The 25,331-nt window shown below is 29.9% G+C and carries 38 protein-coding genes; 33 read left to right on the top strand and 5 right to left on the bottom strand.

Annotated features, from left to right (window positions below; all coding sequences use genetic code 11):
• Window positions 1-40: 40 nt before the first annotated feature.
• Genes rpsL through AC5SL0_RS03485 form a run of 30 tightly spaced genes read left to right on the top strand, consistent with a single transcriptional unit; the run spans window position 41 to window position 16,953 of the window.
• Window positions 41-412 (top strand): 30S ribosomal protein S12, encoded by a 372-nt coding sequence (gene rpsL / locus AC5SL0_RS03630; RefSeq protein ID WP_006996807.1) that lies wholly within the window; start codon window positions 41-43, stop codon window positions 410-412.
• 2 nt (window positions 413-414) lie between these two features.
• Window positions 415-885 (top strand): 30S ribosomal protein S7, encoded by a 471-nt coding sequence (rpsG, locus tag AC5SL0_RS03625; protein ID WP_006996808.1) that lies wholly within the window; start codon window positions 415-417, stop codon window positions 883-885.
• Window positions 886-891: 6 nt separating this feature from the next.
• A complete protein-coding gene (gene fusA, locus AC5SL0_RS03620) occupies window positions 892-2,970 on the top strand; it encodes an elongation factor G (RefSeq protein ID WP_006996809.1) in 2,079 nt (692 codons plus the stop codon).
• A 5-nt stretch (window positions 2,971-2,975) separates the two neighbouring features.
• Entirely contained in the window at window positions 2,976-3,284 is a 309-nt protein-coding gene (gene rpsJ / locus AC5SL0_RS03615; protein ID WP_006996810.1) for a 30S ribosomal protein S10, read from the top strand.
• 2 nt (window positions 3,285-3,286) lie between these two features.
• Window positions 3,287-3,997, top strand: coding sequence for a 50S ribosomal protein L3 (rplC, locus tag AC5SL0_RS03610; RefSeq protein ID WP_494587086.1), 711 nt, complete (start codon window positions 3,287-3,289; stop codon window positions 3,995-3,997).
• On the top strand, window positions 3,997-4,620 hold the full coding sequence (gene rplD / locus AC5SL0_RS03605) for a 50S ribosomal protein L4 (RefSeq protein ID WP_011282156.1): 624 nt from the start codon (window positions 3,997-3,999) through the stop codon (window positions 4,618-4,620). The genes rplC and rplD overlap by 1 nt, the downstream gene beginning before the upstream one ends.
• A 1-nt stretch (window position 4,621) precedes the next feature.
• Window positions 4,622-4,915: a 50S ribosomal protein L23 gene (gene rplW, locus AC5SL0_RS03600; protein WP_020169482.1), complete on the top strand. Its 294-nt coding sequence runs from the start codon at window positions 4,622-4,624 to the stop codon at window positions 4,913-4,915.
• A gap of 2 nt (window positions 4,916-4,917) precedes the next feature.
• Complete coding sequence (gene rplB / locus AC5SL0_RS03595) at window positions 4,918-5,763, top strand: 50S ribosomal protein L2 (protein ID WP_006996814.1); 846 nt, start codon at window positions 4,918-4,920, stop codon at window positions 5,761-5,763.
• Complete coding sequence (gene rpsS / locus AC5SL0_RS03590) at window positions 5,763-6,056, top strand: 30S ribosomal protein S19 (protein WP_006996815.1); 294 nt, start codon at window positions 5,763-5,765, stop codon at window positions 6,054-6,056. The genes rplB and rpsS overlap by 1 nt, the downstream gene beginning before the upstream one ends.
• 2 nt (window positions 6,057-6,058) lie before the next feature.
• Window positions 6,059-6,457 carry a 50S ribosomal protein L22 gene (gene rplV / locus AC5SL0_RS03585; protein ID WP_006996816.1) on the top strand — a complete coding sequence of 133 codons (399 nt, stop codon included), beginning with the start codon at window positions 6,059-6,061 and terminating at the stop codon, window positions 6,455-6,457.
• Window positions 6,441-7,121 carry a 30S ribosomal protein S3 gene (rpsC, locus tag AC5SL0_RS03580; protein ID WP_011282155.1) on the top strand — a complete coding sequence of 227 codons (681 nt, stop codon included), beginning with the start codon at window positions 6,441-6,443 and terminating at the stop codon, window positions 7,119-7,121. The genes rplV and rpsC overlap by 17 nt, the downstream gene beginning before the upstream one ends.
• Before the next feature lie 2 nt (window positions 7,122-7,123).
• Window positions 7,124-7,534, top strand: coding sequence for a 50S ribosomal protein L16 (rplP, locus tag AC5SL0_RS03575; RefSeq protein WP_006996818.1), 411 nt, complete (start codon window positions 7,124-7,126; stop codon window positions 7,532-7,534).
• Window position 7,535: 1 nt separating this feature from the next.
• Window positions 7,536-7,727 (top strand): 50S ribosomal protein L29, encoded by a 192-nt coding sequence (rpmC, locus tag AC5SL0_RS03570; protein ID WP_006996819.1) that lies wholly within the window; start codon window positions 7,536-7,538, stop codon window positions 7,725-7,727.
• Window positions 7,720-7,956 (top strand): 30S ribosomal protein S17, encoded by a 237-nt coding sequence (rpsQ, locus tag AC5SL0_RS03565; RefSeq protein ID WP_006996820.1) that lies wholly within the window; start codon window positions 7,720-7,722, stop codon window positions 7,954-7,956. The genes rpmC and rpsQ overlap by 8 nt, the downstream gene beginning before the upstream one ends.
• The gene (gene rplN, locus AC5SL0_RS03560; RefSeq protein WP_006996821.1) at window positions 7,953-8,321 is read left to right on the top strand and encodes a 50S ribosomal protein L14; all 369 of its coding nucleotides are present in this window, start codon (window positions 7,953-7,955) and stop codon (window positions 8,319-8,321) included. The genes rpsQ and rplN overlap by 4 nt, the downstream gene beginning before the upstream one ends.
• Entirely contained in the window at window positions 8,322-8,570 is a 249-nt protein-coding gene (rplX, locus tag AC5SL0_RS03555; RefSeq protein ID WP_006996822.1) for a 50S ribosomal protein L24, read from the top strand.
• A complete protein-coding gene (rplE, locus tag AC5SL0_RS03550) occupies window positions 8,570-9,124 on the top strand; it encodes a 50S ribosomal protein L5 (protein WP_011282153.1) in 555 nt (184 codons plus the stop codon). Before rplX ends, rplE begins: the two co-directional genes overlap by 1 nt.
• Window positions 9,125-9,126: 2 nt before the next feature.
• Window positions 9,127-9,432, top strand: a complete 306-nt coding sequence (rpsN, locus tag AC5SL0_RS03545) for a 30S ribosomal protein S14 (RefSeq protein ID WP_006996824.1) — start codon at window positions 9,127-9,129, stop codon at window positions 9,430-9,432.
• 10 nt (window positions 9,433-9,442) lie between these two features.
• Window positions 9,443-9,838: a 30S ribosomal protein S8 gene (gene rpsH / locus AC5SL0_RS03540; protein WP_006996825.1), complete on the top strand. Its 396-nt coding sequence runs from the start codon at window positions 9,443-9,445 to the stop codon at window positions 9,836-9,838.
• Window positions 9,838-10,377 carry a 50S ribosomal protein L6 gene (gene rplF / locus AC5SL0_RS03535; protein ID WP_006996826.1) on the top strand — a complete coding sequence of 180 codons (540 nt, stop codon included), beginning with the start codon at window positions 9,838-9,840 and terminating at the stop codon, window positions 10,375-10,377. The genes rpsH and rplF overlap by 1 nt, the downstream gene beginning before the upstream one ends.
• The gene (rplR, locus tag AC5SL0_RS03530) at window positions 10,377-10,733 is read left to right on the top strand and encodes a 50S ribosomal protein L18 (protein WP_006996827.1); all 357 of its coding nucleotides are present in this window, start codon (window positions 10,377-10,379) and stop codon (window positions 10,731-10,733) included. The genes rplF and rplR overlap by 1 nt, the downstream gene beginning before the upstream one ends.
• Before the next feature lie 2 nt (window positions 10,734-10,735).
• Window positions 10,736-11,248: a 30S ribosomal protein S5 gene (gene rpsE, locus AC5SL0_RS03525; protein WP_006996828.1), complete on the top strand. Its 513-nt coding sequence runs from the start codon at window positions 10,736-10,738 to the stop codon at window positions 11,246-11,248.
• Window positions 11,248-11,709 (top strand): 50S ribosomal protein L15, encoded by a 462-nt coding sequence (rplO, locus tag AC5SL0_RS03520; RefSeq protein WP_006996829.1) that lies wholly within the window; start codon window positions 11,248-11,250, stop codon window positions 11,707-11,709. The genes rpsE and rplO overlap by 1 nt, the downstream gene beginning before the upstream one ends.
• A 10-nt stretch (window positions 11,710-11,719) precedes the next feature.
• Window positions 11,720-13,000, top strand: a complete 1,281-nt coding sequence (gene secY / locus AC5SL0_RS03515) for a preprotein translocase subunit SecY (protein ID WP_006996830.1) — start codon at window positions 11,720-11,722, stop codon at window positions 12,998-13,000.
• A gap of 4 nt (window positions 13,001-13,004) precedes the next feature.
• Window positions 13,005-13,646 (top strand): adenylate kinase, encoded by a 642-nt coding sequence (locus AC5SL0_RS03510; protein WP_494617838.1) that lies wholly within the window; start codon window positions 13,005-13,007, stop codon window positions 13,644-13,646.
• A gap of 55 nt (window positions 13,647-13,701) precedes the next feature.
• Entirely contained in the window at window positions 13,702-14,085 is a 384-nt protein-coding gene (rpsM, locus tag AC5SL0_RS03505) for a 30S ribosomal protein S13 (RefSeq protein ID WP_006996832.1), read from the top strand.
• A 7-nt stretch (window positions 14,086-14,092) separates the two neighbouring features.
• The gene (gene rpsK, locus AC5SL0_RS03500; protein WP_006996833.1) at window positions 14,093-14,545 is read left to right on the top strand and encodes a 30S ribosomal protein S11; all 453 of its coding nucleotides are present in this window, start codon (window positions 14,093-14,095) and stop codon (window positions 14,543-14,545) included.
• A gap of 3 nt (window positions 14,546-14,548) precedes the next feature.
• Window positions 14,549-15,577: a DNA-directed RNA polymerase subunit alpha gene (locus AC5SL0_RS03495; RefSeq protein WP_494617836.1), complete on the top strand. Its 1,029-nt coding sequence runs from the start codon at window positions 14,549-14,551 to the stop codon at window positions 15,575-15,577.
• The gene (gene rplQ / locus AC5SL0_RS03490; protein WP_006996835.1) at window positions 15,577-16,014 is read left to right on the top strand and encodes a 50S ribosomal protein L17; all 438 of its coding nucleotides are present in this window, start codon (window positions 15,577-15,579) and stop codon (window positions 16,012-16,014) included. Before AC5SL0_RS03495 ends, rplQ begins: the two co-directional genes overlap by 1 nt.
• Before the next feature lie 24 nt (window positions 16,015-16,038).
• The gene (locus tag AC5SL0_RS03485) at window positions 16,039-16,953 is read left to right on the top strand and encodes an RluA family pseudouridine synthase (RefSeq protein ID WP_006996836.1); all 915 of its coding nucleotides are present in this window, start codon (window positions 16,039-16,041) and stop codon (window positions 16,951-16,953) included.
• Here the strand turns inward: AC5SL0_RS03485 and lipB are convergent.
• Window positions 16,934-17,554 (bottom strand): lipoyl(octanoyl) transferase LipB, encoded by a 621-nt coding sequence (gene lipB / locus AC5SL0_RS03480; protein WP_006996837.1) that lies wholly within the window; start codon window positions 17,552-17,554, stop codon window positions 16,934-16,936. The two genes, AC5SL0_RS03485 and lipB, sit on opposite strands and share 20 nt — an antisense overlap.
• A 61-nt stretch (window positions 17,555-17,615) precedes the next feature.
• Here lipB and mgtE point away from each other — a divergent pair, with 61 nt between their 5' ends.
• Window positions 17,616-18,989: a magnesium transporter gene (gene mgtE / locus AC5SL0_RS03475; RefSeq protein ID WP_494575810.1), complete on the top strand. Its 1,374-nt coding sequence runs from the start codon at window positions 17,616-17,618 to the stop codon at window positions 18,987-18,989.
• Here the strand turns inward: mgtE and panC are convergent.
• Window positions 18,986-19,828, bottom strand: a complete 843-nt coding sequence (gene panC / locus AC5SL0_RS03470) for a pantoate--beta-alanine ligase (protein WP_494617834.1) — start codon at window positions 19,826-19,828, stop codon at window positions 18,986-18,988. The two genes, mgtE and panC, sit on opposite strands and share 4 nt — an antisense overlap.
• 4 nt (window positions 19,829-19,832) lie before the next feature.
• On the opposite strand from panC, the gene AC5SL0_RS03465 reads away from it, so the two are divergent.
• Window positions 19,833-20,648 carry a sugar phosphate nucleotidyltransferase gene (locus tag AC5SL0_RS03465; protein WP_494618750.1) on the top strand — a complete coding sequence of 272 codons (816 nt, stop codon included), beginning with the start codon at window positions 19,833-19,835 and terminating at the stop codon, window positions 20,646-20,648.
• Window positions 20,645-21,943 (top strand): UDP-glucose dehydrogenase family protein, encoded by a 1,299-nt coding sequence (locus tag AC5SL0_RS03460; protein ID WP_494618749.1) that lies wholly within the window; start codon window positions 20,645-20,647, stop codon window positions 21,941-21,943. The genes AC5SL0_RS03465 and AC5SL0_RS03460 overlap by 4 nt, the downstream gene beginning before the upstream one ends.
• On the opposite strand, the gene AC5SL0_RS03455 is transcribed toward AC5SL0_RS03460, so the two are convergent.
• Genes AC5SL0_RS03455 through topA form a run of 3 tightly spaced genes read right to left on the bottom strand, consistent with a single transcriptional unit; the run spans window position 21,940 to window position 25,294 of the window.
• On the bottom strand, window positions 21,940-22,401 hold the full coding sequence (locus tag AC5SL0_RS03455) for a RidA family protein (RefSeq protein ID WP_006996842.1): 462 nt from the start codon (window positions 22,399-22,401) through the stop codon (window positions 21,940-21,942). The genes AC5SL0_RS03460 and AC5SL0_RS03455 overlap by 4 nt on opposite strands.
• Before the next feature lie 2 nt (window positions 22,402-22,403).
• Entirely contained in the window at window positions 22,404-22,706 is a 303-nt protein-coding gene (locus AC5SL0_RS03450; protein ID WP_494618747.1) for a hypothetical protein, read from the bottom strand.
• The gene (topA, locus tag AC5SL0_RS03445; protein WP_494618745.1) at window positions 22,703-25,294 is read right to left on the bottom strand and encodes a type I DNA topoisomerase; all 2,592 of its coding nucleotides are present in this window, start codon (window positions 25,292-25,294) and stop codon (window positions 22,703-22,705) included. The genes AC5SL0_RS03450 and topA overlap by 4 nt, the downstream gene beginning before the upstream one ends.
• Window positions 25,295-25,331: the final 37 nt, after the last annotated feature.

Here is a 25,331-nt window from a genome sequence, read left to right as displayed (position 1 = left end):
TATTTTCACTCAAAAATATATTAATTAATTTAAAAAATTTATGCCAACTATTAACCAGTTGTTAAGAAAAAAAAGAATTAAACCTGTTGCTAGGAATAAAGTTCCTGCACTTCAGAAACAACCTTTGAAGAGAGGTGTTTGTGTAAAAGTTTATACAACAACTCCTAAAAAACCCAACTCAGCATTAAGAAAAGTTGCTAGAGTTAGACTATCTAATGGTTTTGAAGTTACAGCTTATATTGGTGGTGAAGGTCACAATTTACAAGAACACTCAGTCGTTTTAATTAGGGGCGGTCGTGTAAAAGATTTACCTGGTGTTCGTTATCATATCCTTAGAGGAAACCTAGACACACAAGGTGTTGCAAATAGAAAGAAACGTAGATCTTTGTATGGAACTAAAAAAGGTAAATAATTATGTCTAGAAAAAAAACACAACCCAAAAAAGTTGTTACTCCAGACCCAATATTTAATTCTACAATAATCCCTAAATTAATTAACTCAATAATGTACGACGGCAAAAAAGTAGTTGCTGAAAAAATTGTCTATGAAGCTATAGAAAAAATAAAATCAAAAACAAAAGAAGAGCCCATTAATGTTTTTAATGAAGCAATAAATAACATCAAACCTACTGTAGAAGTTAGATCACGTAGAGTAGGTGGCGCAACTTATCAAGTTCCTGTTGAAGTTAAAACTAAACGAGCACAAGCACTAGCAATTAGATGGTTAGTTGATGCTTCTAGAAAAAGAAAAGACAAACATATGTCAGATAAAATTTTTAACGAACTGTATGATGCTTATGAAAAAAAAGGTTCTGCTGTTAAAAAAAGAGAAGATGTACATAAAATGGCAGAATCAAATAAAGCTTTTGCACATTTTAGGTGGTAATAAATTATGGCTAGAACACATACATTAAATAAATATAGAAATATTGGTATCATGGCTCATATTGATGCTGGTAAAACTACTACCACCGAAAGAATTTTATATTACACAGGAAAAAGTCATAAAATTGGTGAAGTACATGATGGTGCTGCAACAATGGATTGGATGGAACAAGAACAAGAACGAGGTATTACGATTACATCAGCAGCAACAACTTGCTTCTGGAATGATCATAGAATTAATATCATCGACACGCCTGGACACGTTGACTTTACGATTGAAGTAGAAAGATCATTAAAAGTTTTAGATGGTGCTGTTTGTGTTTTTGATGGTGTTGCCGGTGTAGAACCTCAATCTGAAACAGTATGGAGACAGGCTGATAAATATAAAGTTCCAAGAATTTGTTTTGTAAACAAGTTAGATAGAACGGGTGCTGATTTTTATAGATGTGTTGAAATGATTAAGGATAGATTAGGCTGTAAACCTCTACCAATTCAAATCCCTATTGGTATTGAAGCAGATTTATCTGGCGTTGTTGACTTAGTTAAAATGAAAGCTCAAGTTTGGAAAAATGAAGCTTTAGGAGCTGAATGGGAATACAAAGAAATTCCTGATGATTTAAAAGAAATTTCACAAAAATACAGAACTGAATTAGTTGAAATGGCTGTAGAGCAAGATGAAAAACTAATGGAAGCTTACCTAAATGGGGAAGAAATCAAAGAAGAAGATTTGGTAAAATGCATAAGAAAAGGAACATTAAATTTTAGTTTTGTTCCAATAACTACAGGTTCAGCTTTTAAAAACAAAGGTGTTCAACCTTTACTTGACGCTGTAATTAACTACTTACCAAGCCCGATCGATATTGGGTCTATTAATGGAACTAAACCTGGTAGTGAAGATGTTGTTGAAATGAAATTTGATGATGGCACAGGGTTTTCTGCATTAGCATTTAAAGTTGCTAATGACCCATTTGTTGGTTCATTAACTTTTATTAGAATTTACTCGGGAACGATTAGAACTGGAACTGCTGTTTATAATACCTCAAAAGATAAAGAAGAAAGAGTTGGTAGAATGCTTTTAATGCATGCGAACTCAAGAGAGGATATCAAAGAAGCAAATACGGGTGACATTGTTGCTTTAGCTGGTTTAAAATATACGATAACAGGACATACTCTTTGTGATGAAGCTAATCCTGTTTTATTAGAACCAATGGAGTTCCCAGAACCTGTAATCGAAATTGCCGTTGAACCTAAAACAAAAGCTGACCAAGAAAAAATGGGTGAAGCATTAGGAAGATTGGCTAAAGAAGACCCATCATTCAGAGTAACGTCAGATGAAGAATCTGGTCAAACTATTATTAAAGGAATGGGTGAGTTACACCTTGATATTATTGTCGATAGAATGAAAAGAGAATTTAATGTAGAGGCAAATGTAGGTGCTCCTCAAGTTGCTTATAGAGAAACATTACAAAATGCCTCTGAATTTGAATATACTCATAAAAAACAAAGTGGTGGTGCTGGTCAGTTTGCAAAAGTTAAACTTTTGGTTGAGCCACAAGAGCCTGGTTCAGGTAGATCTGTCGAAAGCAAAATTAAAGGTGGTGCAATTCCAAAAGAATTTATTCCTGGTGTTGAAAAAGGAATTGAAACAATTTCAGATGGCGGAATTTTAGCAGGATTTCCAATGATTGATTATAAAGTTACAATTTTAGATGGATTACATCATGATGTTGACTCAAGTGTTCTTGCATTTGAATTAGCAGGTAGAGCTTGCTTTAAAGAAGCGTGTACTAGAGGAACTTTGAAATTATTAGAACCAGTTATGAGAGTTGAAGTTGTTACACCTGAAGATTATATGGGTGATGTTATTGGTGACCTGAATAGTAGAAGAGGCCAAATCAGTACTCAAGAAAATAGAGGAAATGCAACAGTGATTACAGCTATGGTTCCTTTAGCTAATATGTTTGGTTATATAAATAGTTTAAGATCAATGTCTCAAGGTAGAGCTCAGTATTCAATGTTTTTTGATCATTACTCTAAAGTCCCACAAAATGTTCAGGATGAAGTAACTAAAAAGATTGCAGGCTAATTATTATGGAAAAACAAAATATAAGAATTAAATTAAGAGCATACGACAATAAGATTCTAGATGCATCTACAGAAGAAATTGTAAATACTGTAAAAAGAACAGGTGCCACGATAAAAGGACCAATACCTTTACCAACTAGAATTGAAAGATACACTGTTTTAAAAGGTCCTCACATTGATAAAAAAAGTAGAGAGCAATTTGAAACAAGAACACACAAAAGATTAATAGATATTATAGAGCCAACACCTCAAACTGTTGAAGCTTTAATGAAACTTGATTTAGCATCAGGTGTTGATGTGGAGATAAAAATTTAATTATGAGTGAAATTGCATTAATTGGAAAAAAAATTGGTATGACTAGAGAGTTCTATAAAACAGGACGTTTAGTTCCTGTGACTGTTATTAAAATGGAAAAGGCTAGAGTGATCCAAGTTATTGAACAAGAAAAACGTGGATACAAAGCTGTGCAATTAGGGTTTGGTAAAATTAAAGCATCTAAACTTACAAAAGCAATGAAGGGCTTGTATGCAAAGAAAAATACAGAAGCTAAGAAAAAATTAAAAGAATTTAGAGTTAAAGATACAGAATTATATAAAGAAGGTAACGAATTTGGTCTTGAAATATTTAATGAAGTTAAGTTTGTTGATACAACTTCAAAAACTATTGGTAAAGGTTTTGCAGGTGCCATGAAGAGACACAATTTTGGTGGGTTAAGAGCTACTCACGGTGTTTCTGTATCACATAGATCTCACGGATCTACTGGACAAAGACAAGATCCTGGTAAAGTTTTTAAAGGTAAAAAAATGGCTGGTCATATGGGTGATAGAGTTAGAACTATGCAAAATTTAGAGATTATTAAGACAGATATTGAAAATGAATTGTTATATTTAAAAGGATCAATTCCTGGATCAAAAAATACTGAAATCTTAGTTAAAAAATCAGTAAAAGTTATAAACAAAATGACTATTAATGAAAAAATTGCTGCTGCTGAAGAAGCTAAAAAAACACCAGATAAAAAGAAAAAATAATGAAAATTGATAAATTAAACTTAGACGGTAAAAAAGATTCAATTGAAGTTTTAGATAAAATTTTCTCTGCTAAAATTAACAAAAGATTGGTTGATAACGTATTATATAAAACTAATGCTAATTACAAAGGTAGACACGCAAAAACTAAACAACAAAATGAGATTACTGGATCTACATCTAAAATTTATGCTCAAAAAGGTACTGGTGGAGCTAGACACGCAAGTAGAAAAGCACCTATTTTCGTTGGTGGTGGTGTTGCACATGGACCTAAAGGTGAACTGGCATACAAAAAAAGAAAATTAAATAAAAGTGAAAAAAAACTAAGTATTGCTTCACTAATTACTGAGAAGAATAAACTTAATAATTTGATAATTTTTAGTGATTTTGGAAATGAGATTAAAAAAACTAAAGAAATGCATTCAATTATTAAAAAATTTGAAATTACAAATTCATTAATCATTTTAGATAAATCATCTAAAGAGAAAATTGAAAAGTCAGTTAGAAATATTCCAAATGTTAAAGTTACGGATATTAATCATTTCAGTGCATTTGATATTATAAAGTTTAAAAAAGTAGTTTTTACAGAAAGTTCAATTAAAGAACTAGAAAAGAGATATTCCTAAAATGGATAAAATACATTTATACGATAAAATTCTGTCACCAATGGTTACTGAGAAAACTACTAATTTGTCAGAACAAAATAAAATTGTTTTTAAAGTACCCAGAGCTGCCAACAAAACTAATTTGAAGAAAAATATTGAAAAGATTTTTAAAGTTAATGTTACAAAAATAAATATTATCAATAAACAAAATAGAACCAAAGTAACTAGAGGTAAAAAAGTTAATGTTCAAGGTTACAAAAAAGCAATAATAACACTTAAAAAGGGTCAAAGTATTGATCTAACATCTGGAATTTAAAAATGGCATTAAAAACATTCAAACCCTATACAAAATCAACAAGAGGAACAATCTTAGTTGATAGAGCTGGTCTTTGGAAAGGCAAGCCATTTAAGGCCTTAGTTGAGCCAAAAAATTCAATGCGTGGAAGAAATAATAATGGACACATAACTTCTCGTAATATGTCAGGCGGTGGGCACAAGAAAATGTATAGGTTGGTTGATTTCTACAGAAAGAAAATCGACATGCCAGGCACTGTCGAAAGAATTGAATATGATCCAAATAGATCTTGCTACATCATGTTAGTTAAGTTTGATGATGGACAACATTTTTACTATTTAGCTCCTCAAAAAATTAAAGTAGGTGATAAAGTTGAAAATGGATCGGAAAAAGAAATTAAAGTTGGAAACTGTATGCCACTTAGAGATATTCCTGTTGGTATCAATATCCATAATGTAGAGCTCAAACCTGGAGCTGGTGGAAAAATAGCTAGATCTGCAGGTACATCAGTTACTATCAGTGGATTAGATGGAAATTACTCATTAATTAAAATGACCTCTGGAGAAGTTAGAAAAATCGACTCAAGATGCATGGCAACAATTGGCGTGCTTTCAAACCCAGATCAAAAAAACATTAAGATTGGTAAAGCTGGAAGATCAAGATGGCTTGGTAGAAGACCTCATACTAGAGGAGTTGTGATGAATCCTGTTGATCACCCACACGGAGGTGGTGAAGGTAAAACTGCAGGTGGAAGACATCCAGTATCTCCAACAGGTCAATCTGCAAAAGGATTAAAAACTAGAGACAATAAGAGTACAGATAAATTTATAGTTAGAAGAAGAAATAACAGGAAGGATTCTAAAAAATAATGGCTAGATCAGTATGGAAAGGACCTTTTGTTGAAGAGAGCTTGATTAAAAAAGTTGAAAAACAAAAATTAGATCCAAAAAAAATGCCTATTAAAACGTGGTCAAGAAAATCAACAATTATTCCTGAGTTTATAGGGGTTAGTTTTTTGATTTATAATGGAAAAAAATTCATTCCAGTTACTATATCTGAAGATATGGTGGGTCATAAATTAGGTGAATTTTCTCCCACTAGAACATTTTTTGGACATACACCAGCTGAAAAAAAAGGAAAACCAGCTGAGAAGAAAAAATAATTATGAATAAAAAAAAGAAAATTAACAGAACTAAAGTGGATACAGTTAGATCTGTGAATAATAATATTAGATCTAGTGTTAGAAAACTTAACCCAATACTTAAAGCAATTGTTGGAAAAAAAGTTGATGTAGCTATTAGAGAGCTTCAATTTTCTGCAAAAAGAATTACTAGGGAAATAAGAAAAACAGTTTCATCAGCTGTTGCTAACGCTGAAAATAACAATCAATACGACATAGATAAACTAATTGTTAAAGAAGCATACTGTGGGAAAAAAGTTGTTATGAAAAGATTTAGACCAAGAGCAAAAGGTAGAGCTGCACCAATTTTAAAACCTTATTCAACTATTACAATTATATTATCAGAAGCAAAACAAATGGAGAGTCATGGGTCAAAAAGTTAATCCTGTTGGTTTCAGACTAGGTGTAAACAGAGGTTGGGATTCTGTCTGGTATGCAAAAAAGAAAGATTTTGGAAATTATCTTATCGAAGATTTTAAGATCAGAGCTTATATCAAGAAAAATGTTGTTAATTCTGGTGTATCTAAAGTTATGATAGAGAGAACCTCTAATAAATGTTTTGTTACTATTTACACATCAAGACCGGGATTTGTAATTGGAAAGAAAGGTAGCGATATTGATAAAATAAAAAATAATTTATCTAAATTTACCAACAATGAAGTAACGCTTAATATTAAAGAAGTTAAAAAACCGGAAACAAATGCTTATTTAGTTGCTGAAAATATAGCACAACAATTAGTTAAAAGAATATCATATAGAAGAGCCATGAAGAGAGCTATGCAATCATGTTTAAGACTTGGTGCAAAAGGCATTAAAGTTTCTATTAGTGGTAGACTAGGTGGAAATGAAATAGCTAGAACTGAATGGTTAAGAGAAGGAAGTATACCATCACATACTTTAAGAGCAGATATTGACTATGCAGAAGCTGAAGCATTAACAACATTTGGTATTATTGGAATAAAAATTTGGATTTACAAAGGTGAAGTATTCGCTAAAGAATTTAGCCAAGAAACTAACAAGATAGTTCCTAAAGAGGTTAAAGAATAATTATGTTACAGCCAGTTAGAACAAAATACAGAAAAGCACATAAAGGAAGAATTCATGGAACAGCTACACGTGCTAGCAAGATTAACTATGGATCTTTTGCATTAAAAGCTATGGCGCCAGAGAGAATTATAGGAAAACAAATAGAAGCTGCTAGAGTTGCTTTAACAAGACACATGAAAAGACAGGGACGTGTTTGGACAAGAATCTTTCCAAATATACCTGTTTCAAAAAAACCTGTTGAAGTACGTATGGGTAAAGGTAAAGGAGCTCCTGAATATTGGGCTTGTAGAGTGAAGCCAGGTAGAATTTTATTTGAAATTGATGGTGTTTCAGAAACAATAGCAAAAGAAGCACTTTATAAGGCTTCAGCTAAACTACCTATAAAAACAAAATTTATTAAGAGATTTGCATAATATGAAAAAACAAGAAATTAAAAAATTATCTAAGGACGAAGTTATCAAAAATATTGATAAATTAAAAAAAGATTTATTTAACTTTAGATTTCAAAAAATTAATTCACAAGTTACAGATCCATCTAAAATTGGACAAACTAAAAAAACTATAGCTAGATTAAAAACTACACTAAAAGGAAAATTAAATGCCTAAAAAAATATTAACAGGAGTAGTAACAAGCGATAAACCAAACAAAACTATAACTGTATCTGTTGAAAGAAAATATTCACACCCAGTATTAAAAAAAGTAGTTAAAGTTAGAAAAAAATATAACGCTCACGATGAAAATAATAAATTTAAAACTGGAGACACAGTGTCAATAATTGAGTGTAAGCCTTTTTCTAAGAATAAAAAATTTCAAGTAATGGATGGATCTAAATGATACAAGTACAAACTGAATTATTAGTAGCTGATAACACTGGTGCAAAAAGAATAGAATGCATTAAAGTTTTAGGTGGCTCTAAACGTAGATACGCAAGCATTGGTGATACTATCGTTATCGCAGTTAAAGAGGCATTACCTAAAGGAAAAGTTAAAAAAGGTTCTGTTCATAAAGCTGTTGTAGTTAGAGTTAAAAAGGGAATTCATAGGGAAGATGGATCTAAAGTTAGATTTGATAATAATGCAGCTGTTTTAGTTGATGATAAAGGTGAACCAGTGGGGACTAGGATTTTTGGTCCAGTAACAAGAGAATTAAGAAGTAGAGGTCAAATGAAAATAATTTCATTGGCTCCAGAGGTTTTATAAATGATTAAAAAAGGATTAAAAGTTAGAGTTTTAACTGGAAGAGATAAAAAAAAAGAGGGTGAGGTTATTGAAATCGATAGACCTAATAACAGAGCAAAAGTTCAAGGAATTAATATTGTGAAAAAACATGTTAAAACTACAAAAGAAAAAAAAGGTGGAATAGTCTCTAAAGAGAGCTTCATCCACATTTCAAACCTTAAACTTATTGACGAAAAAGCTAAAACAAAAAAAACTGAGGCTAAGAAATAATGATACCTAGATTAAAAGAACTTTATTACAAAGAAATCCAACCACAGCTTAAAGAAACCCTTGGATATAAAAATACCTATATGGGGCCAAAAGTTGAAAAAGTTGTTATTAACATGGGTCTTGGTCTTGATGGTGCTGATGCAAAAATTATGAAATCTACTGAAGAAGATTTAGGGAAAATTACAGGTCAAAAACCAACTGTGACTAAATTTAAAAAATCAGTAGCAAACTTTAAAACGAGAAAAGGTACAAACGCTGGTTTAAAAGTTACTTTAAGAGGCAACAAAATGTATGAATTTTTAGATAGACTTGTAAATATTGCTTTACCAAGAATTAAAGACTTTAGAGGCTTATCTCCCAAAGGATTTGATAAGTTTGGTAATTATACGTTTGGCATTAAAGAACATATAATTTTTCCAGAAGTTAATTTTGATAGAATTGATAAGATTAGAGGTCTTGATATTGTAGTTGTGATCTCTGCTTTAAATAAAGATCATAGTTTTGCTCTTTTAGAAAAACTAAATTTTCCATTTATTAAAAAAGGAGACAATTAAGAATGGCTAAAGTAAGCGCAGTAAATAAAAACAATAAAAGAATTAAACTTTCAGATAGGCTTTTCAAAAAAAGACAAGCATTAAAGAAAATTGTAATGGATAAAAAAATATCATTAGAAGAAAGATTTAAAGCACAGCAAAAGCTTTCAAATTTACCTCGTAATTCTGCAAAAAACAGAGTTATGAATAGATGCCAAATTACTGGAAGACCACACGGTGTATACAGAAAATTAAAAATATCAAGAATAGCCTTAAGAGACTTGGGACTGCATGGATTAATTCCTGGCATGACTAAGTCGAGTTGGTAGAAAGGATAATATGAGTTTAAGTGACCCAATAGGGGATATGATCGCAAGAATAAAAAATGCACAAGTGAGAAATCACAAGAAAGTAGCATTACCTTCTTCTAACTTTAAAGTTAAGATTGCAGATATTCTTAAAAGTGAAGGATTTATAAAAGACTATAAAATTGAAACTGAAAATAATAAACCCACATTGTCAGTTGACTTAAAATATTATTCTGGAAATCCAGTAATTAGTACTTTTGAGAGAGTATCTAAGCCTGGTAGAAGAATATTTTCAAGTGCTGATAGTTTGCCAAAAATTAATGGCGGACTAGGAATAGCTATTGTATCAACACCAAAAGGTGTAATGACTGATATTGAAGCTAGAAAACAAAAAGTTGGTGGCGAAATAATTTGTAAGGTATTTTAATGTCTAAAATTGGTAAAATAAGTATTTCAATCCCTGAAAAAGTTAAAGCAGTACTTTCTGGTAGTGTTCTTAACATTGAGGGACCTTTAGGTAAAAAATCACTTAATATTGATCTTGAAATGTTTAATCTTGACGTTACCGAAGGAAAAGAAATATCTATCAGCCCTAAAGTAAAGGATCAAAACTCAAAAAGATTATGGGGCATGAATAGAAGCTTAATCAATAATGCTGTTATTGGGTCAAGTACTGGCTATGAAAAAATTCTTGAGCTTGTTGGAGTGGGTTACAGAGCTGCATTAAAAGATAAACAGTTAAATTTGCAATTAGGTTATAGCCACGATATTAATTTTGATATTCCTGAAGGAATTAAAATTGTTGTTGAAAAACAGACGGTAGTTAAAGTTAGTGGATCTGATAAACAGCAAGTAGGTATGGTTGTTTCAAAAATCAAAGCTTTTAGAAAACCAGAGCCATATAAAGGCAAAGGTATTAGAGAGCAAGGTCAATACATTCTAAGAAAAGAAGGGAAGAAGAAATAATGAAATTAAATACCATCCAAAGAAAGAAATTTAGAGTAACTGGTAAATTAAAAAAAGTTGCATCATCTGATAGATTAAGACTTAGCATATCAAGATCTGCAAAAAATATTTCAGCTCAAATTATTGATGATGTTAAAAATATTACTTTAGTGTCATGTTCTTCTGTTGAAAAAGACATTCGTTCTATGGACAAAGTAAATAAAACAGAAATTTCTAAAATAGTAGCAGAGAAACTTGCAAAGAAAGCCCAAGAAAAGAAAATATCAAAAATATTTTTTGATAGAGGTATATACAAATACCACGGCAGAGTTAAAGTTTTTGCTGAAACACTACGTAAAAATGGAATGGAATTTTAATTATGGATTTTAAAGACAAAAAAGACGACGGTATTTTAGAAAAATTAGTTCACATCAACAGAATTACAAAAGTAGTAAAAGGTGGTCGTAGATTTGGTTTTTCAGCTTTAGTAGTAGTTGGTAATCAAGCAGGTAAAATTGGAGTAGCGCATGCTAAAGCCAAACAGGTGCCTGATGCAATTAAAAAAGCCAATGAAACAGCAAGAAGAGTTTTAATCCATGTGCCGCTAAGAGAAGGTAGAACTATTCATCATGATGTTTATGGTAAAGATGGTGCTGGTAAAATTATTTTAAGATCTGCTCCTAAGGGAACAGGTATTATTGCAGGCGGTCCTGTAAGAGCAGTTTGTGAAGTTTTAGGAATTAAAGATATAGTTGCTAAATCAATGGGTACATCAAACCCTCACAATATGATAAGAGCGACGATGAAAGCTCTTTCAAAACAAAATTCACCAAAGCATATTGCAACAATTAGAAATAAAAAAATTTCTGATGTAATCGAAAAAAGAGGATAATGACTACATTAAATACTACAGGAAAAGTTTTATACAAAAAAAAGATGAGAGTCGGTAGAGGTATCGGTTCTGGAAAAGGAAAAACATCTGGCAGAGGTGTTAAAGGTCAAAAATCTAGATCTGGTGTTGCTATTAAAGCTTTTGAAGGTGGTCAAATGCCTTTATATAGAAGATTACCTAAAAGAGGGTTTAATGCAATTAAGAGATACCAAGCTGTTATTGCAATAATGAACTTGGAAAAAATTCAAACTTTTATAACTGAAAAAACAATTAATTCTGGTGATGTTATTAATATGGCATTACTTAAAAAACTTAAATTGATCAATAAAAATTCACAAAAATTAAAGATACTAGGTACAGGTGAAATTAAAGATAAAGTTAATATCGAAGCTGACTTAATCTCTAAATCTGCTGTAGAAAAATTAGAGAAAGCTGGCGGAACAATACAATTAAAAAAATAATTAAGATATTATGAGCTCTTCTTCTCAAACTAATGATCTTAAAAATCGTATAATCTTTACAATATTTATCTTAGCAGTTTATAGATTTGGTACTTTTGTGCCAATTCCAGGCATTGACCCTGAGCAATTACAAACAATGATGAGTGGTAATCAAAAAGGATTACTTGGAATGTTCAATGTTTTTTCAGGCGGGGCTGTAAGTAGAATGGCTATATTCGCACTTGGAATTATGCCTTATATTTCATCTTCAATCATAGTTCAGTTATTAACTGGTGTATCTGATTATTTTAAAAATTTAAAGGCACAAGGTGAAACTGGAAGAGCAAAAATAACTCAAATCACAAGATATGGAACTGTAATTCTTGCTACTATTCAGGGTTACGGATTATCTATAGGTTTACAATCTTCTGCTGACTTAGTTATTAATCCAGGTTTATTTTTTACTATAACAGCGGTATCAACCATTGTTGCTGGTACAATGTTTTTAATGTGGCTTGGTGAACAAATAACACAAAGAGGTATCGGTAATGGTATTTCGTTGATTATTTTTGCTGGTATTGTTGCTGAAATTCCACGTGCTTTAGTTACTACATTCGAGTTGGGTAGAACGGGCGCTGTATCTACAATTATGATTATTGGAATTTTTGTATTATTAGTCGCAACAATTATGTTCATTGTTTTCATGGAAAGAGCATTAAGAAAAATTTTAATAAATTACCCTAAAAGACAAATGGGAAATAAAATGTACGGTGGTGAGTCTTCTCATTTACCTTTAAAGATTAACCAAGCCGGTGTTATTCCAGCAATCTTTGCTTCAGCTTTATTATTATTGCCTGTTACCTTTTCTAATTTTAGTTTTTCAGACAATGACACATTCTTAAATTTAAGTTCATACTTTACACAAGGACAACCCCTTTACATGTTGCTTTATGCTTCTGGAATAATATTTTTTACTTTTTTCTACACATCCATAACATTTAATCCAACTGAGACTGCTGATAATTTAAGAAAATATGGTGGTTTTGTACCTGGGATTAGACCAGGTGAAAATACAGCTTTGTATATTGAAAAAATTGTGACAAAACTTACGACAATTGGGGCATTGTATTTAACAATAGTTTGTTTAATGCCAGAATTTCTAATTGCTAATTATCCAATACCCTTTTATTTAGGTGGGACTTCAATCTTGATTGTTGTTGTAGTTGCAATTGATACCGTTACACAAATCCAAACTAGATTAATGAGCTCTCAATATGAGCAATTAATTAAAAAAACAAAATTCGGAAAATAATTAAGTGAATATAATTCTTTTTGGTCCTCCAGGAGCGGGTAAGGGGACTCAAGCTCAATCTATTGTTAAAAAACATAATTACTTCCAATTATCAACAGGAAATCTATTAAGAGATGAAGTTAAATCTAAAACTGATCTTGGAGTGGATATAGAAAAGCTAATATCTAATGGCAAATTTGTTTCAGATGAGATCGTAAATACTTTATTAAGAAAATCTTTAACTAATTTAAAATATAGAGATAGAATTATTTTTGATGGCTATCCAAGAAATGTTGAACAAGCTATTAATTTAGAAGTTTTATTAAATGAGTTTAACCAAACAATAGGGCATACTATATTTTTAAATGTATCAAGAGACATTATTGAAAAACGTATTATGGGCAGAATGACCTGTGAAAAATGTAATATGACGTTAAATGAATATTTTAATAAGGAGCAAATAGAGCTTCATCCTTGTGGTGTTGAACACTTAAAGAAAAGAAAAGATGACAATCTTGAAATTGTTATTTCTAGATATGACACTTATATGTCTTCAACAAAACCAGTGTTAGAATTCTATTCAAAAAATTCAAATTTCACTGAAATTGATGGAGCAGGTGAAATTGATCAAATAACCAATAAAATTAATGAAATTCTTAAGGTTTAAGACGTTGACTTTGGAACATCTTCTTATATAAAAGGCTAAATTTATTCTCAAAAATATGGCTCGTATAGCAGGTGTAAACATTCCGCAAAACAAACTTGTCCACATAGGACTAACGTACATCTATGGTATTGGTAATAAATTTTCTAGCCAAATTTGTACTTCTTTAGAAATTCCTAAAGCAAAAAGAATAAATGAACTTACTGACGAAGATATTTTAAAAATTAGAGAATACATTGATGCAAATTTTAAAGTCGAAGGTGATCTTAGAAGAGATTACTCTTTAACTATTAAAAGATTAATTGACCTTGCTTGTTACAGGGGATCTAGACATAGAAAAAAACTTCCTGTTAGAGGACAAAGAACAAGATGTAATGCAAGAACAAGAAAAGGTAAAGCAATAGCAATTGCTGGTAAAAAATTAACTCCACTTAAAAAATAATTAATTTATGGCTAAAGTAGATAAAGTTGAGAATAAAGATGCTGTTGTAGAAAAAAAAGTAGATAAAAAATCTAAGAAAAGTTCTTATTCCAAAAAAAAGAAAATAAAAAAAAATATTCTTAATGGTATTGCTTATGTACAGTCTACTTTTAACAATACAATAATTTCAATTGCAGATACTAATGGAAATGTAATTTCTTGGGCATCCGCTGGACAAAAAGGTTTTAAAGGTTCAAGAAAATCAACACCTTATGCTGCACAAATTGCTGCAGATTCTGCTGCATCTAAAGCTTTAGAATATGGAATGAAAACTTTATCAGTTGAGGTTAAAGGACCTGGTTCAGGAAGAGAAACCGCATTAAGAGCTTTACAAGCGAGAGGATTTAAGATTCTTTCAATAAAAGATACAACACCAATGCCACATAACGGCGTAAGACCACCAAAAAAAAGGAGAGTTTAATAAATGGAAAGTTTAAATGTAAATGCTAAAAATTGGAAAGCATTAATTAAACCAGCTCAATTAGATGTTAAAATTAGTGATGACAAATCACATGCAAAAATTATCGCAGAACCTTTAGAAAAAGGATATGGTTTAACTTTAGGTAATTCTTTAAGAAGAATTTTACTTTCATCAATCAGAGGTGCTGCTGTAACTTCAATTCAAATTGATGGTGTTTTACATGAATTTACATCTATCAAAGGTGTTAGAGAAGATGTTACTGACATAGTTTTAAACGTTAAATCATTAGCTTTAAAAAGCTCATCAGAAACTACTAAAAAACTTATTTTAGATGCTAAAGGTCCTGGAGAAATTAAAGCTTCTGACATAGCACCAGTTGCCGATATTGAAATTTTAAATCCTGATCAGGTTATTTGTAATTTAGATGAAAATACGCATTTCCATATGGAAATGAATGTTGGAACAGGTAAGGGATACGTTCCTGCAGTAATGAACAAACCAGAAGAACCACCTTTGGGATTAATTGCTATAGATTCTTTATATAGTCCAGTTAAGAAGGTTTCTTACTCTATAAGCACAGCAAGAGAAGGAAAAGCCCTTGATTATGATAAATTAATTATGGAAGTTGAAACTAATGGATCAATTTCTGCTGAAGATGCCGTTGCTTATTCTGCTAGAATTTTCCAAGATCAACTAAATATGTTTGTTAATTTTGACGAACCTGTTGAAGTACCTGTAAAAGAAGTTTCATCTGAGCCTGAATTCAATAAGAATTTATTAAGAAAAGTTGATGAACTTGAATTATCTGTGCGTTCTATGAATTGTCTTAAAAATGATAATATTATTTACATTGGAGATCTAGTTCAAAAGTCAGAAGGTGAAATGCTTAGAACACCTAACTTTGGAAGAAAATCACTTAATGAAATAAAAGAAGTTTTAACTGGTATGTCTTTATACTTAGGTATGGAGATTCCGAACTGGCCACCAGAAAATATAGCTGAAATGTCTAAAAAGTTAGAGGAGCAAATCTAATGAGACATGGTATGGCTAATAAGAAGTTAAATAGAACTTCTGAACATAGAAAAGCTTTATTGAAGAATATGCTTAATTCTTTAATAAAATATGAGCAGATCACTACAACACTTCCAAAAGCTAAATTCTTAAAACCTCAAGCTGATAAAATCATAACTTTAGGAAAAAAAGAGACTCTTCAAACTACAAAAATGTTAATGTCTAAATTACAAGATATAACATCTGCGAATAAAGTAAAAAAAACATTGTCAAAAAGATATGAAGCAAGAAATGGTGGCTACACAAGAATCATCAAAGCTGGCTTTAGATATGGTGACAATGCACCTATGGCTGTAATTGAATTTGTAGATAGAGATGTTGAGGCAAAAAGAGTTGATAGAAAGAAAAAAGATCCAGCTAAAGATAAAACTGAAGAGAAAAAATTAGCTACTGCTTAATTTTTTATATAAAATTATATCATCATGAAAAAGTCTTTTAACGTTGATTCAACGTTTAACGATATGCGTATCGATAGATGGATACGTAATAATCTTGGCAATTACCCTCAAGGTCTAATTGAAAAAAGTTTAAAAAGTGGAAAAGTTAAAATCAATAATAAAAAAATTAAAAGCTCTCATAAAGTAAAGACAGGTGACACTATAGACTTATTCAACTTTGATTTTAAAGAAACAATTGTTCAAAAGACAATTAAATTTGTACCTTCAGAAGAAGTTATTAAAGAAAATGAAGAATTAATAATTGATAATAATGATGATTTCATTGTTCTTAATAAAAGCTCTGGTATTTCAGTTCAAGGTGGAACTAAATCTAAAAAAAATCTTGTAGATATATTTGCTCGTAGTGAAATTTTTCAGGACACTAAACCATTTTCTGTACATAGACTTGATAAAGATACGTCTGGAGTTTTTATTATGGCAAAACATAGACAATCTGCCCAGTTATTAACCTCTTTATTTAGACTTCGAAAAGTTCATAAAACTTATCTGGCCATATGTCATGGAGAGCTGCAAAAGGACTCTGGTGAGTGGAATGATGATTTAACCAGATACGATAATGATAGAGAAGTAGTTGAAAAAGCTAGAACACTTTACAAAGTGTTAGATAAAAATTCTATATGCAGTCTAGTTGAAATGAAACCAATTACAGGAAGAAAACATCAATTAAGAAAACAACTTTATGCTGTAGGATGTCCAATCTATGGGGATCAAAAATATAAATTTAGTAACACAGATAAAGCAATAAATAAAAATTTAATGCTTCATTCATATCAAATTAAATTTATGATAAATGATAAAAAATATACCTACACAGCATTATTACCAGATTATTTTAAAAAACTTTTAAAGACAAAAAGACTTAGATTTCCAAATTCTTAGAAAAGGTTTCAATAATAATTTCATCTAAATTCTTATAGTCTTGATCTTTAATTTCTTTAAGATTGATTACGCCTTTGTCTGAAATACCACACGGAATAATATTTTTATATTTTGAAAGATCGTTATTAATATTTATTGCAAATCCATGATATGCTATCCACTTACTTACTCTTACACCAATTGCTGCAACTTTATTAATTTTACCTTTATGGTCAGTCCAAATACCAATGTTTTTTGGATCACCAAATGTCTTAATATTAAATTTTGATAAACTGTCAATAATCGTCTCTTCAATTAAAGTTATAAATTTTCTTATATCTTTTTTTCTTTTTTTTAAATCTATCACAAAATAACAAATCAATTGACCTGGACCATGATAAGTAATTTTTCCTCCACGGTTTGTTTTTACTAGACTAATATCTTTATTAAGAATTTCTTTTTCTTTGTAACTCGTACCTGCTGAATAAACCTCTTCATGTTCTAAGATCCATATTAAATCCTCTTTTTGACCATTGTTTATCTCTAATAATCTTTCTTCAAGTAGTTTTATTGCATCTTCATATTTTATTGGTTTTATTGACTTTTTAATCTCTATATTCATTTATAAATTGTATTATTTTTATTATGCACTATTAGTGCAAAATTGATTTATAGGTAAATTTATGTCTTTAATAAAAAAAATAAAAGATAAAAAAGTTAATTTTGAGTTTAATAAAGAGTACATAAAAGTTGTTACTTCTAAGATTGCTAATAATGATGCTCAATTTATTACTAATTCTTTTAATGAGATGCACCCAGCTGATGCGGCTGATATAATTGAACATCTTGGTCAAAATGATAGAGAAAGCTTAATTAAACTTAATAATTTCAATATAGATCCAGAAGTTTTTATTGAATTAAACGAGTCGGTGCAGTCTGAAATCATAGCTTATCTTTCACCTGATACTATTGTTAGACTTTTAAAAAATCTTGAATCTGATGATGCGATTACAATTTTAGAAAATGTTGATGAAAAAGATAAGAATACAATATTAAGCTCCTTACCTCCAAAAGATAGATTTGCTTTACTTGAAAGCTTAAGTTATCCGGAAGACACAGCTGCTAGAATAATGCAACGTGAATTCACGGCAGTTCCTAGTAATTGGTCAGTTGGTCAAACAATTGACTATTTAAGAGAAAATAAAGATTTACCGGAAGAATTTTTAGAAATTTTTATTATTGATGAGGGTTTTAAACCTATTGGAACCGTTCCATCATCTAAAGTTTTAACTACTTCGAGAGAAACTAAAATGCTTTCTATTATGTCAGAATCTCAACTACTTATTCCAGTAGACATGGACAAAGAAGAAGTTGGTAACGTGTTTGAAAACTATAGCTTAAATTCAGCGGCTGTTGTTGACAAATCAAACAAGTTGGTTGGTATGATCATGTATGATGATGTCTTAACGGTATTAAAAGAAGAAGCTGAAGAAGATGCTTTGAGATTAGCTGGGGTAGGGGATGAAGAAATTACTGATGGAGTTTTTAAGAAAACTAGAAGAAGATTTAACTGGCTTTTATTAAACCTATTTACAGCATTTCTTGCAACGTGGGTTATTAGTTTATTTGGTGCTACAATTGAACAAATGGTAGTGCTCGCATTTCTTATGCCAATTGTTGCATCTATGGGTGGTAATGCTGGAATGCAAACTTTGGCAGTAACTGTAAGAACATTAGCAACCAATGACTTAACTAAAAACAATTTTACACAAAATATTTTAAAAGAATTTAATATTGGTATTTTAAATGGGATTATATTTGCAATAATAAGTGCTTTAGTAGTTCAAGTTTGGTTTCAAGACTCTCTACTTTCTTTAATAATTTCTATGTCAATGATAGTTACGATGATTGTTGCAGGTTTATTTGGAATTTTAGTACCTATAACTTTAAAAAAAATGGATATAGATCCTGCTATTGCATCAAGTGTGTTTGTAACAACTATTACTGATGTTATAGGTTTTGTTTCATTTCTTGGTGTTAGTGCTTATTTTCTCTAAAAATTGTCAATTAATCGTACGTTATTAATATAGTAAGCCACAAAAAGTTTAAAAGGTTTGTTCGTAATATTTGTGCTTAAATTATGTGTGTTTCTACATTCCAAATATTCAATTTTAATATCAAAATTTTTAGATAGTTCTTCTTTTAAACTAAATATCATTTTTTTGTAATTTTTTTTGTTTTTCAGAATTTCATCTTTTAAAGATAATAATTTTTTTGCAATTATTCCCGAATTAATAAAACTTTTCTTATTTAATAAAGAGTTTCTGGAAGATAAAGCTAGTTTGTTTTTTTCTCTGACTGTTTTACATACTTGAACTTTGGTATTGTATTTATTTTCAATATAGTTTTTAACCAAGAAAAATTGTTGAAAATCTTTTTCTCCCATAAACATTTTTTGTGGAGAAATTAATTCAATAAAACGATCCAAAACATCAAGTACACCTTCAAAATGTCCTTTTCTAAATTTTGCACATAATATTTTTTGTGATTTATTTAGTTTAATTTCATTATTTTTTTTCCAATAAATTTGTTTAATGGTTGGCAAATATACATAGTCAACTTTAAGTTTTTTAAGGTAACTCAAATCTTGCTTTAAATTCTTAGGGTATGTTTTGTAATCTTTTTTATTATTAAATTGAGTTGGATTAATAAAAATACTGACTAATGTTTTTTTGCAGTTTTTTTGTGATGTTTTTATTAATGTTTTGTGACCTTCGTGCAAACTACCCATTGTTGGGACAAAACCTAATCTTTTATCTAACTCAATTGCCTTAATTAAATCAGTTTTTAATTTTATTAATTTCATTTGTAATAAGAATATTAATAAGTAAAACATTTATATGATTAAACAAGCTATAATTCCTTTAGCTGGTCTTGGTACTAGACTACTACCACTAACAAGTGTTTTTGCTAAAGAGCTTCTACCTATTAATGGAAAACCAGGGTTAGAATATATTATCGAAGAATGTATTGAGGCTGGTATTAAGGAAATTGTATTTATTATTTCTAAAAAAAAATTGATGATAAAGAAATATTTTTATAATGATAAATTTTATAAAGATATTATCAAGAAAAAAAATGATCCAAAAATTATCAAAGAATATAAAAAAATTCTCAAATATAAAAAAATGATTAAATTTGTTTTTCAAGACAAACCATTAGGAACTGGTGATGCTGTCTACAAGACTAAAAAATTTATTTCAGATAAATATTTTTTAATGTTATTACCTGATGATTTGATAATTAAAAAAAACTGCTCTAAGTCCATGATTGCTGTGCATAATAAATTTAAAGCATCAGTTATGGCAAGTATGAAGGTTAATAAAAATGATGTATCTAGGTGGGGTATCTACAACATCAGAAAAAAAATTGATAAAAATAATTTTATTATAAATAATGTTGTTGAAAAACCTTCTATAAAAACTTCACCTTCTAATAATGCTGTAATAGGAAGATATATATTACCTAAAACAATTTTTTCTAAATTAAAATCTCTAAAACCAGGTAAAAGTGGTGAATTTCATATCACTGACGCTATCCAAGCTTTAATAGAAGATGATAATCAATTTATTGGTCACAATTTTTCAGGTAAATACTTAGATTGTGGAACAATGAAGGGTTATATTAAATCAACGTTGGAGATTTCTAAACAATGAAACTTTGCATGATAGGAACGGGGTATGTCGGTTTAGTTAGTGGAGTTTGTTTTTCGGATTTAGGAAATGACGTTATTTGTGTTGATAAAGATTTAAATAAAATTGAAAACTTAAAAAATGGTATTATCCCAATATATGAACCTGGTTTAGAAGAATTACTCATTAAAAATTATAAAAATAATCGTTTAAGATTCTCTACAAATTTAAAAGATTCAATTTCAAAATCGGATATTATTTTTATTTGTGTTGGCACTCCCACTAAAAAAAATGGAAATAATGCTGATTTAAGCCAGGTATACAATGTTGCAAAAGAAATTAGCAAATCTATTAAAAGATTTAAAATTATTATAACTAAATCTACTGTACCTGTGACAACTGGAGACGAAATAGAAAAGATTATTTCAAAAAAAGTATCAAAAAAACTTTTTTCAGTGGTTTCAAATCCTGAATTTTTAAGAGAAGGTGATGCTATAAGAGATTTTACCTACCCTGACAGGGTAGTTATTGGGACGCACAATAAAAAATCTAATAAGATTTTAAAAAATCTTTATTCGCCATTAATATCAAAAGGTGCAAAATACGTTAATACGTCTCGAAGAGCAGCCGAATTAATAAAATATGCTTCTAATGCTTTTCTAGCAACAAAGATTACTTTTATTAATGAGCTAGCCAATTTATGTGAAAAAATTAATGTTAATGTGGAGGATATCTCCATTGGGATGGGGCTTGATGATCGTATTGGGAGCCGTTTTTTAAGAGCAGGTCCTGCTTATGGTGGATCTTGTTTTCCTAAAGATACTAAAGCTATTACAGCTACTGCCAATAAATTTAAAACAAATTTAACGGTTATTAAAAGTGTCATTAAATCGAATGAAAATAGATCATCATTAATGTTAAAAAGAGTTTTTGATATTTTAAAAAATAAAGTAAACAATAAAAATATTTGTTTCTTAGGTGTTACATTTAAGGCAAATACTGATGACATGAGAGATTCTTCAAGTCTAACAATGATCCCTGCATTAATTAAAAAAGGTGCAAAGATAAATTATTTTGATCCAACTGGAGAAAAACTAGATTTTAAAAAATTTAATAATGTTACTTTTTCAAACAACATTAAAGACGCAATTAAAAAATCAGATTTAATCATTATTCATACAGAATGGAATGATTTTAAAAATATTAATTTTAAAAAAGATGTGAAAAATAAAAAATTCTCAATTTTTGATATGAGAAATATTTACTCAGCTGATAAAATGAAAGATAATAAAATTAAATATTTTAGTATTGGAAATTAATTTAATTCAAAAATAGCATCAACCTCAACTGACACACCAAGGGGCAAACTGTTTGTACTAACAGCTGCTCTTGTATGCATTCCAGAGTCTCCAAAAACTGAAACTATTAAATCTGAAGCACCATTTATTACTTTAGGTTGTTCTGTAAAATCTTCTGTTGAATTAACAAATCCTGTAAGCTTTATGCAAGATTTTACTTTTGAAAGATCATTACCACAAGCTTTTTTAACTTGAGATATAATGTTTAAACCACAACGTTTAGCTGCTTCATATCCATCTTCAGTTTTTAGATCCTTACCAACCTTACCTTTGATTAATTCTCCATTTGCTGCAGTAGAAATTTGTCCTGAGATGAATAACATCTTACCAATTTGTTTTGATGCAAGATATGATCCAACAGGATCTCTTGCTTCTGGCAGTTCTAACTTTAATTCTTTAATTTTATCTTCATATGACATGATTATCTCTCCATAAATTCAGTTAATGTTTTACTGTTTTTAAATTTAACAAGTTTTTCTTTTAAATTAAGTTTGTCAAATTTCTTTTTTCCACTTTTAGCATTAGTAGTTATTTTATCTTTAAGTTTTTCAGCTCCAACCGTTGCTTTTAAATTAAGTTCTGAAGATTTTTCTTTTAGATTTTTTGCTGAACACTCTATGTATTTAGCACTAACCTTTTCAAACTGATTACAATCAATTTTTTCAGCCATAGCATTAGACATAAGTGCCGATGTAATTAATGTTATAAATATTATTTTTTTCATTTCTTTTTCTTTTTTTTAGCTTTTTTATTTTTATCGTATTCTTTTCTTTTCTCAATTAATATTAAAGCTTCTTCCATATTAAGTTCTAAAGGGTCTTTTTCCTCTGGAATTGTTGCATTAAGAGATTTATATTTAATATAAGGCCCATATTGCCCTTTCATTACTCTAACAGGTTTTTTGTCTTCAGGGTGTTCTCCTAGATCTTTTATAATTGATGCAGACATTCTACCAGGTTTAGCCTCCGCTATTAGAGTTATTGCTCTATTAAGTCCAATTGAGAAGATCTCCTCAACATTTTCAATTCTTGCTGATTTGTTTTCACATTTCAAATATGGGCCAAATCTTCCTGAGTTTAATATTATATCTTTCTGATTTTCAGGGTTAATGCCTAAACTTTTTGGTAATGAACATAAAAATTTAGCTCTATCAAGATCCACGCTATCTAATGTAATTCCTTTAGGTATTGAGACATTTCTTAAATTATTATCTTCTTTTTCTATCTTCTTTTTTTTTGTTTTCTTTTTCTTTTTTGTTTCAATTATAATCTCTTCTTTTATTTCCTCAATTTTTTCATACTGTAAGTAGGGACCAAACCTTCCATTTTTAAGGTACATGTCATTTCCATTTTCATGTTTACCTATAAATTTTGGTTCAGCTAATTGAGATTGAGCAGCTGCTTTTGCTTTAGACAGGGGTCTGGTAAATTTACAATCTGGATAATTTGAGCAACCAATAAAAGCACCACCTCTAAAACTATTTTTTAAACTTAATGATCCACTGTCACATAACTTGCATTGTCTATTAATATTTCCATCTGCATCTCTTTCAAAAATTAAACTTCCTAGACTATCGTTTAATAGATCTAAAACCTCCCTAGTTCTTTTCTCTTTAACGTCAGATACGTTTTGATTAAAGTCTTTCCAAAATAACTCTAGAACTTTTATCCATCCTTCCTTCCCGGTAGTAATATCATCAAGTTGATTTTCTAAACTTGCTGTGAAGTTATAATCAACATACTTAGAGAAAAGCTTTTCAAGAAAAGCAGAAATTAATTTACCACGATCTGTTGGGTGAAATCTTTTATTAATTGTTTCCGCATATCCTCTTGTAGATATAACAGATATTATACTTGCATATGTTGAAGGTCTCCCAATACCTAATTCTTCTAATTTTTTAACCAAACTAGCTTCTGAGTATCTTGGTGGTGGCTGTGTAAAATGCTGTTCATCTAATAAAGATTCTATATTAACTGGGCCCTTGTTCATTTCAGGAAGGATATCTTCATCATCATCTTTTTTGTTATCCTTCAAAACCTTTAAAAAGCCATCAAATTTAATAACAGATCCACTAGCTTTACAAATTGTTCCATTATCATCCGAAGATATCGTTATAGTATTTCTATCAAATTGAGCGGGTTTCATTTGAGAGGATAGGGCTCTACTCCAAATTAAATCATATAATTTATGCTGATCTGGACTTAGGTATTTTTTAACTGTATCTGGTGCTCGCATTATATCTGTGGGTCTAATTGCTTCATGTGCCTCTTGAGCATTTTTAGCTTTTTTTCCAGAGTAACTTGCAGCGTTATCTGGAACATACTCATCACCAAATTCATTTTTTATATATTTTCTAAAAGTATCTATAGCGTCTTTGGACAGGTTAGTGCCATCTGTTCGCATATACGTGATAAGACCAATAGTTTCACCGTCAATTTCTATACCTTGATAAAGTTTTTGAGCTATTTGCATTGTACGTGACGCTCCAAATCCTAACCTACCAGAAGAAACTTGCTGTAATGTGGAGGTAGTAAAAGGACCAGAAGGGTTTCTATTAACAACTTTGCTAGAGATGTCATTTATATTGAAATTCTTAGATTTAACCTCTTCCATTGCTTTATCAATTTCAGCTTTATTTTTAAAAGAAAATTTTTCAATTTTTTTATCGTTCAATTGAGTGATACTTGCTAATATAGAATTTTTATCACTATCGTTGAATTGAATACTTAAAGTCCAAAATTCCTCAGGATCAAAAAGCTCTATTTCATGTTCTCGTTCTGTAATTAATTTTAAGGCAACTGACTGAACACGACCTGCAGATTTAGAACCTGGTAACTTTGTCCACAAAATTGGTGATATATTAAAGCCAACTAAATAGTCTAAGGCTCTTCTAGCCATATAGGCATCAACAAGTAATGGCTCTATTTGTCGAGGGTTTTCAATTCCATGAATAACAGCTTTTTTTGTAATTTCATTAAAAACAACTCTTTCTATATGCTTGTCTTTAATTAATTTTTTTTCATTTAAATATTCTTTAACATGCCAAGCAATTGCTTCTCCCTCTCTGTCTGGGTCAGTTGCTAATATGATTTTTGATGAAATCTTAGCTGCATCTGTAATTTCTTTAAGATATTTTTTAGAAAAACTATCAACTTCCCATTCCATTTTAAAATTATTTTCTGGATCAACAGAACCATTTTTGGAGGGAAGGTCTCTAATATGACCATAACTCGCTAAAACAATATATTCATCACCAAGATATTTGTTGATAGTTTTTGCTTTAGCTGGACTTTCTACGACTACAAGATTCATTACTAAACAAATTACTTAAAAGACTTAGATAGTCAAA

The organism is Candidatus Pelagibacter sp. PS_16 (assembly GCF_059417965.1).
Note: the sequence above shows the minus strand (reverse complement) of the source record. Positions and strands in the feature narration are given on the sequence as shown.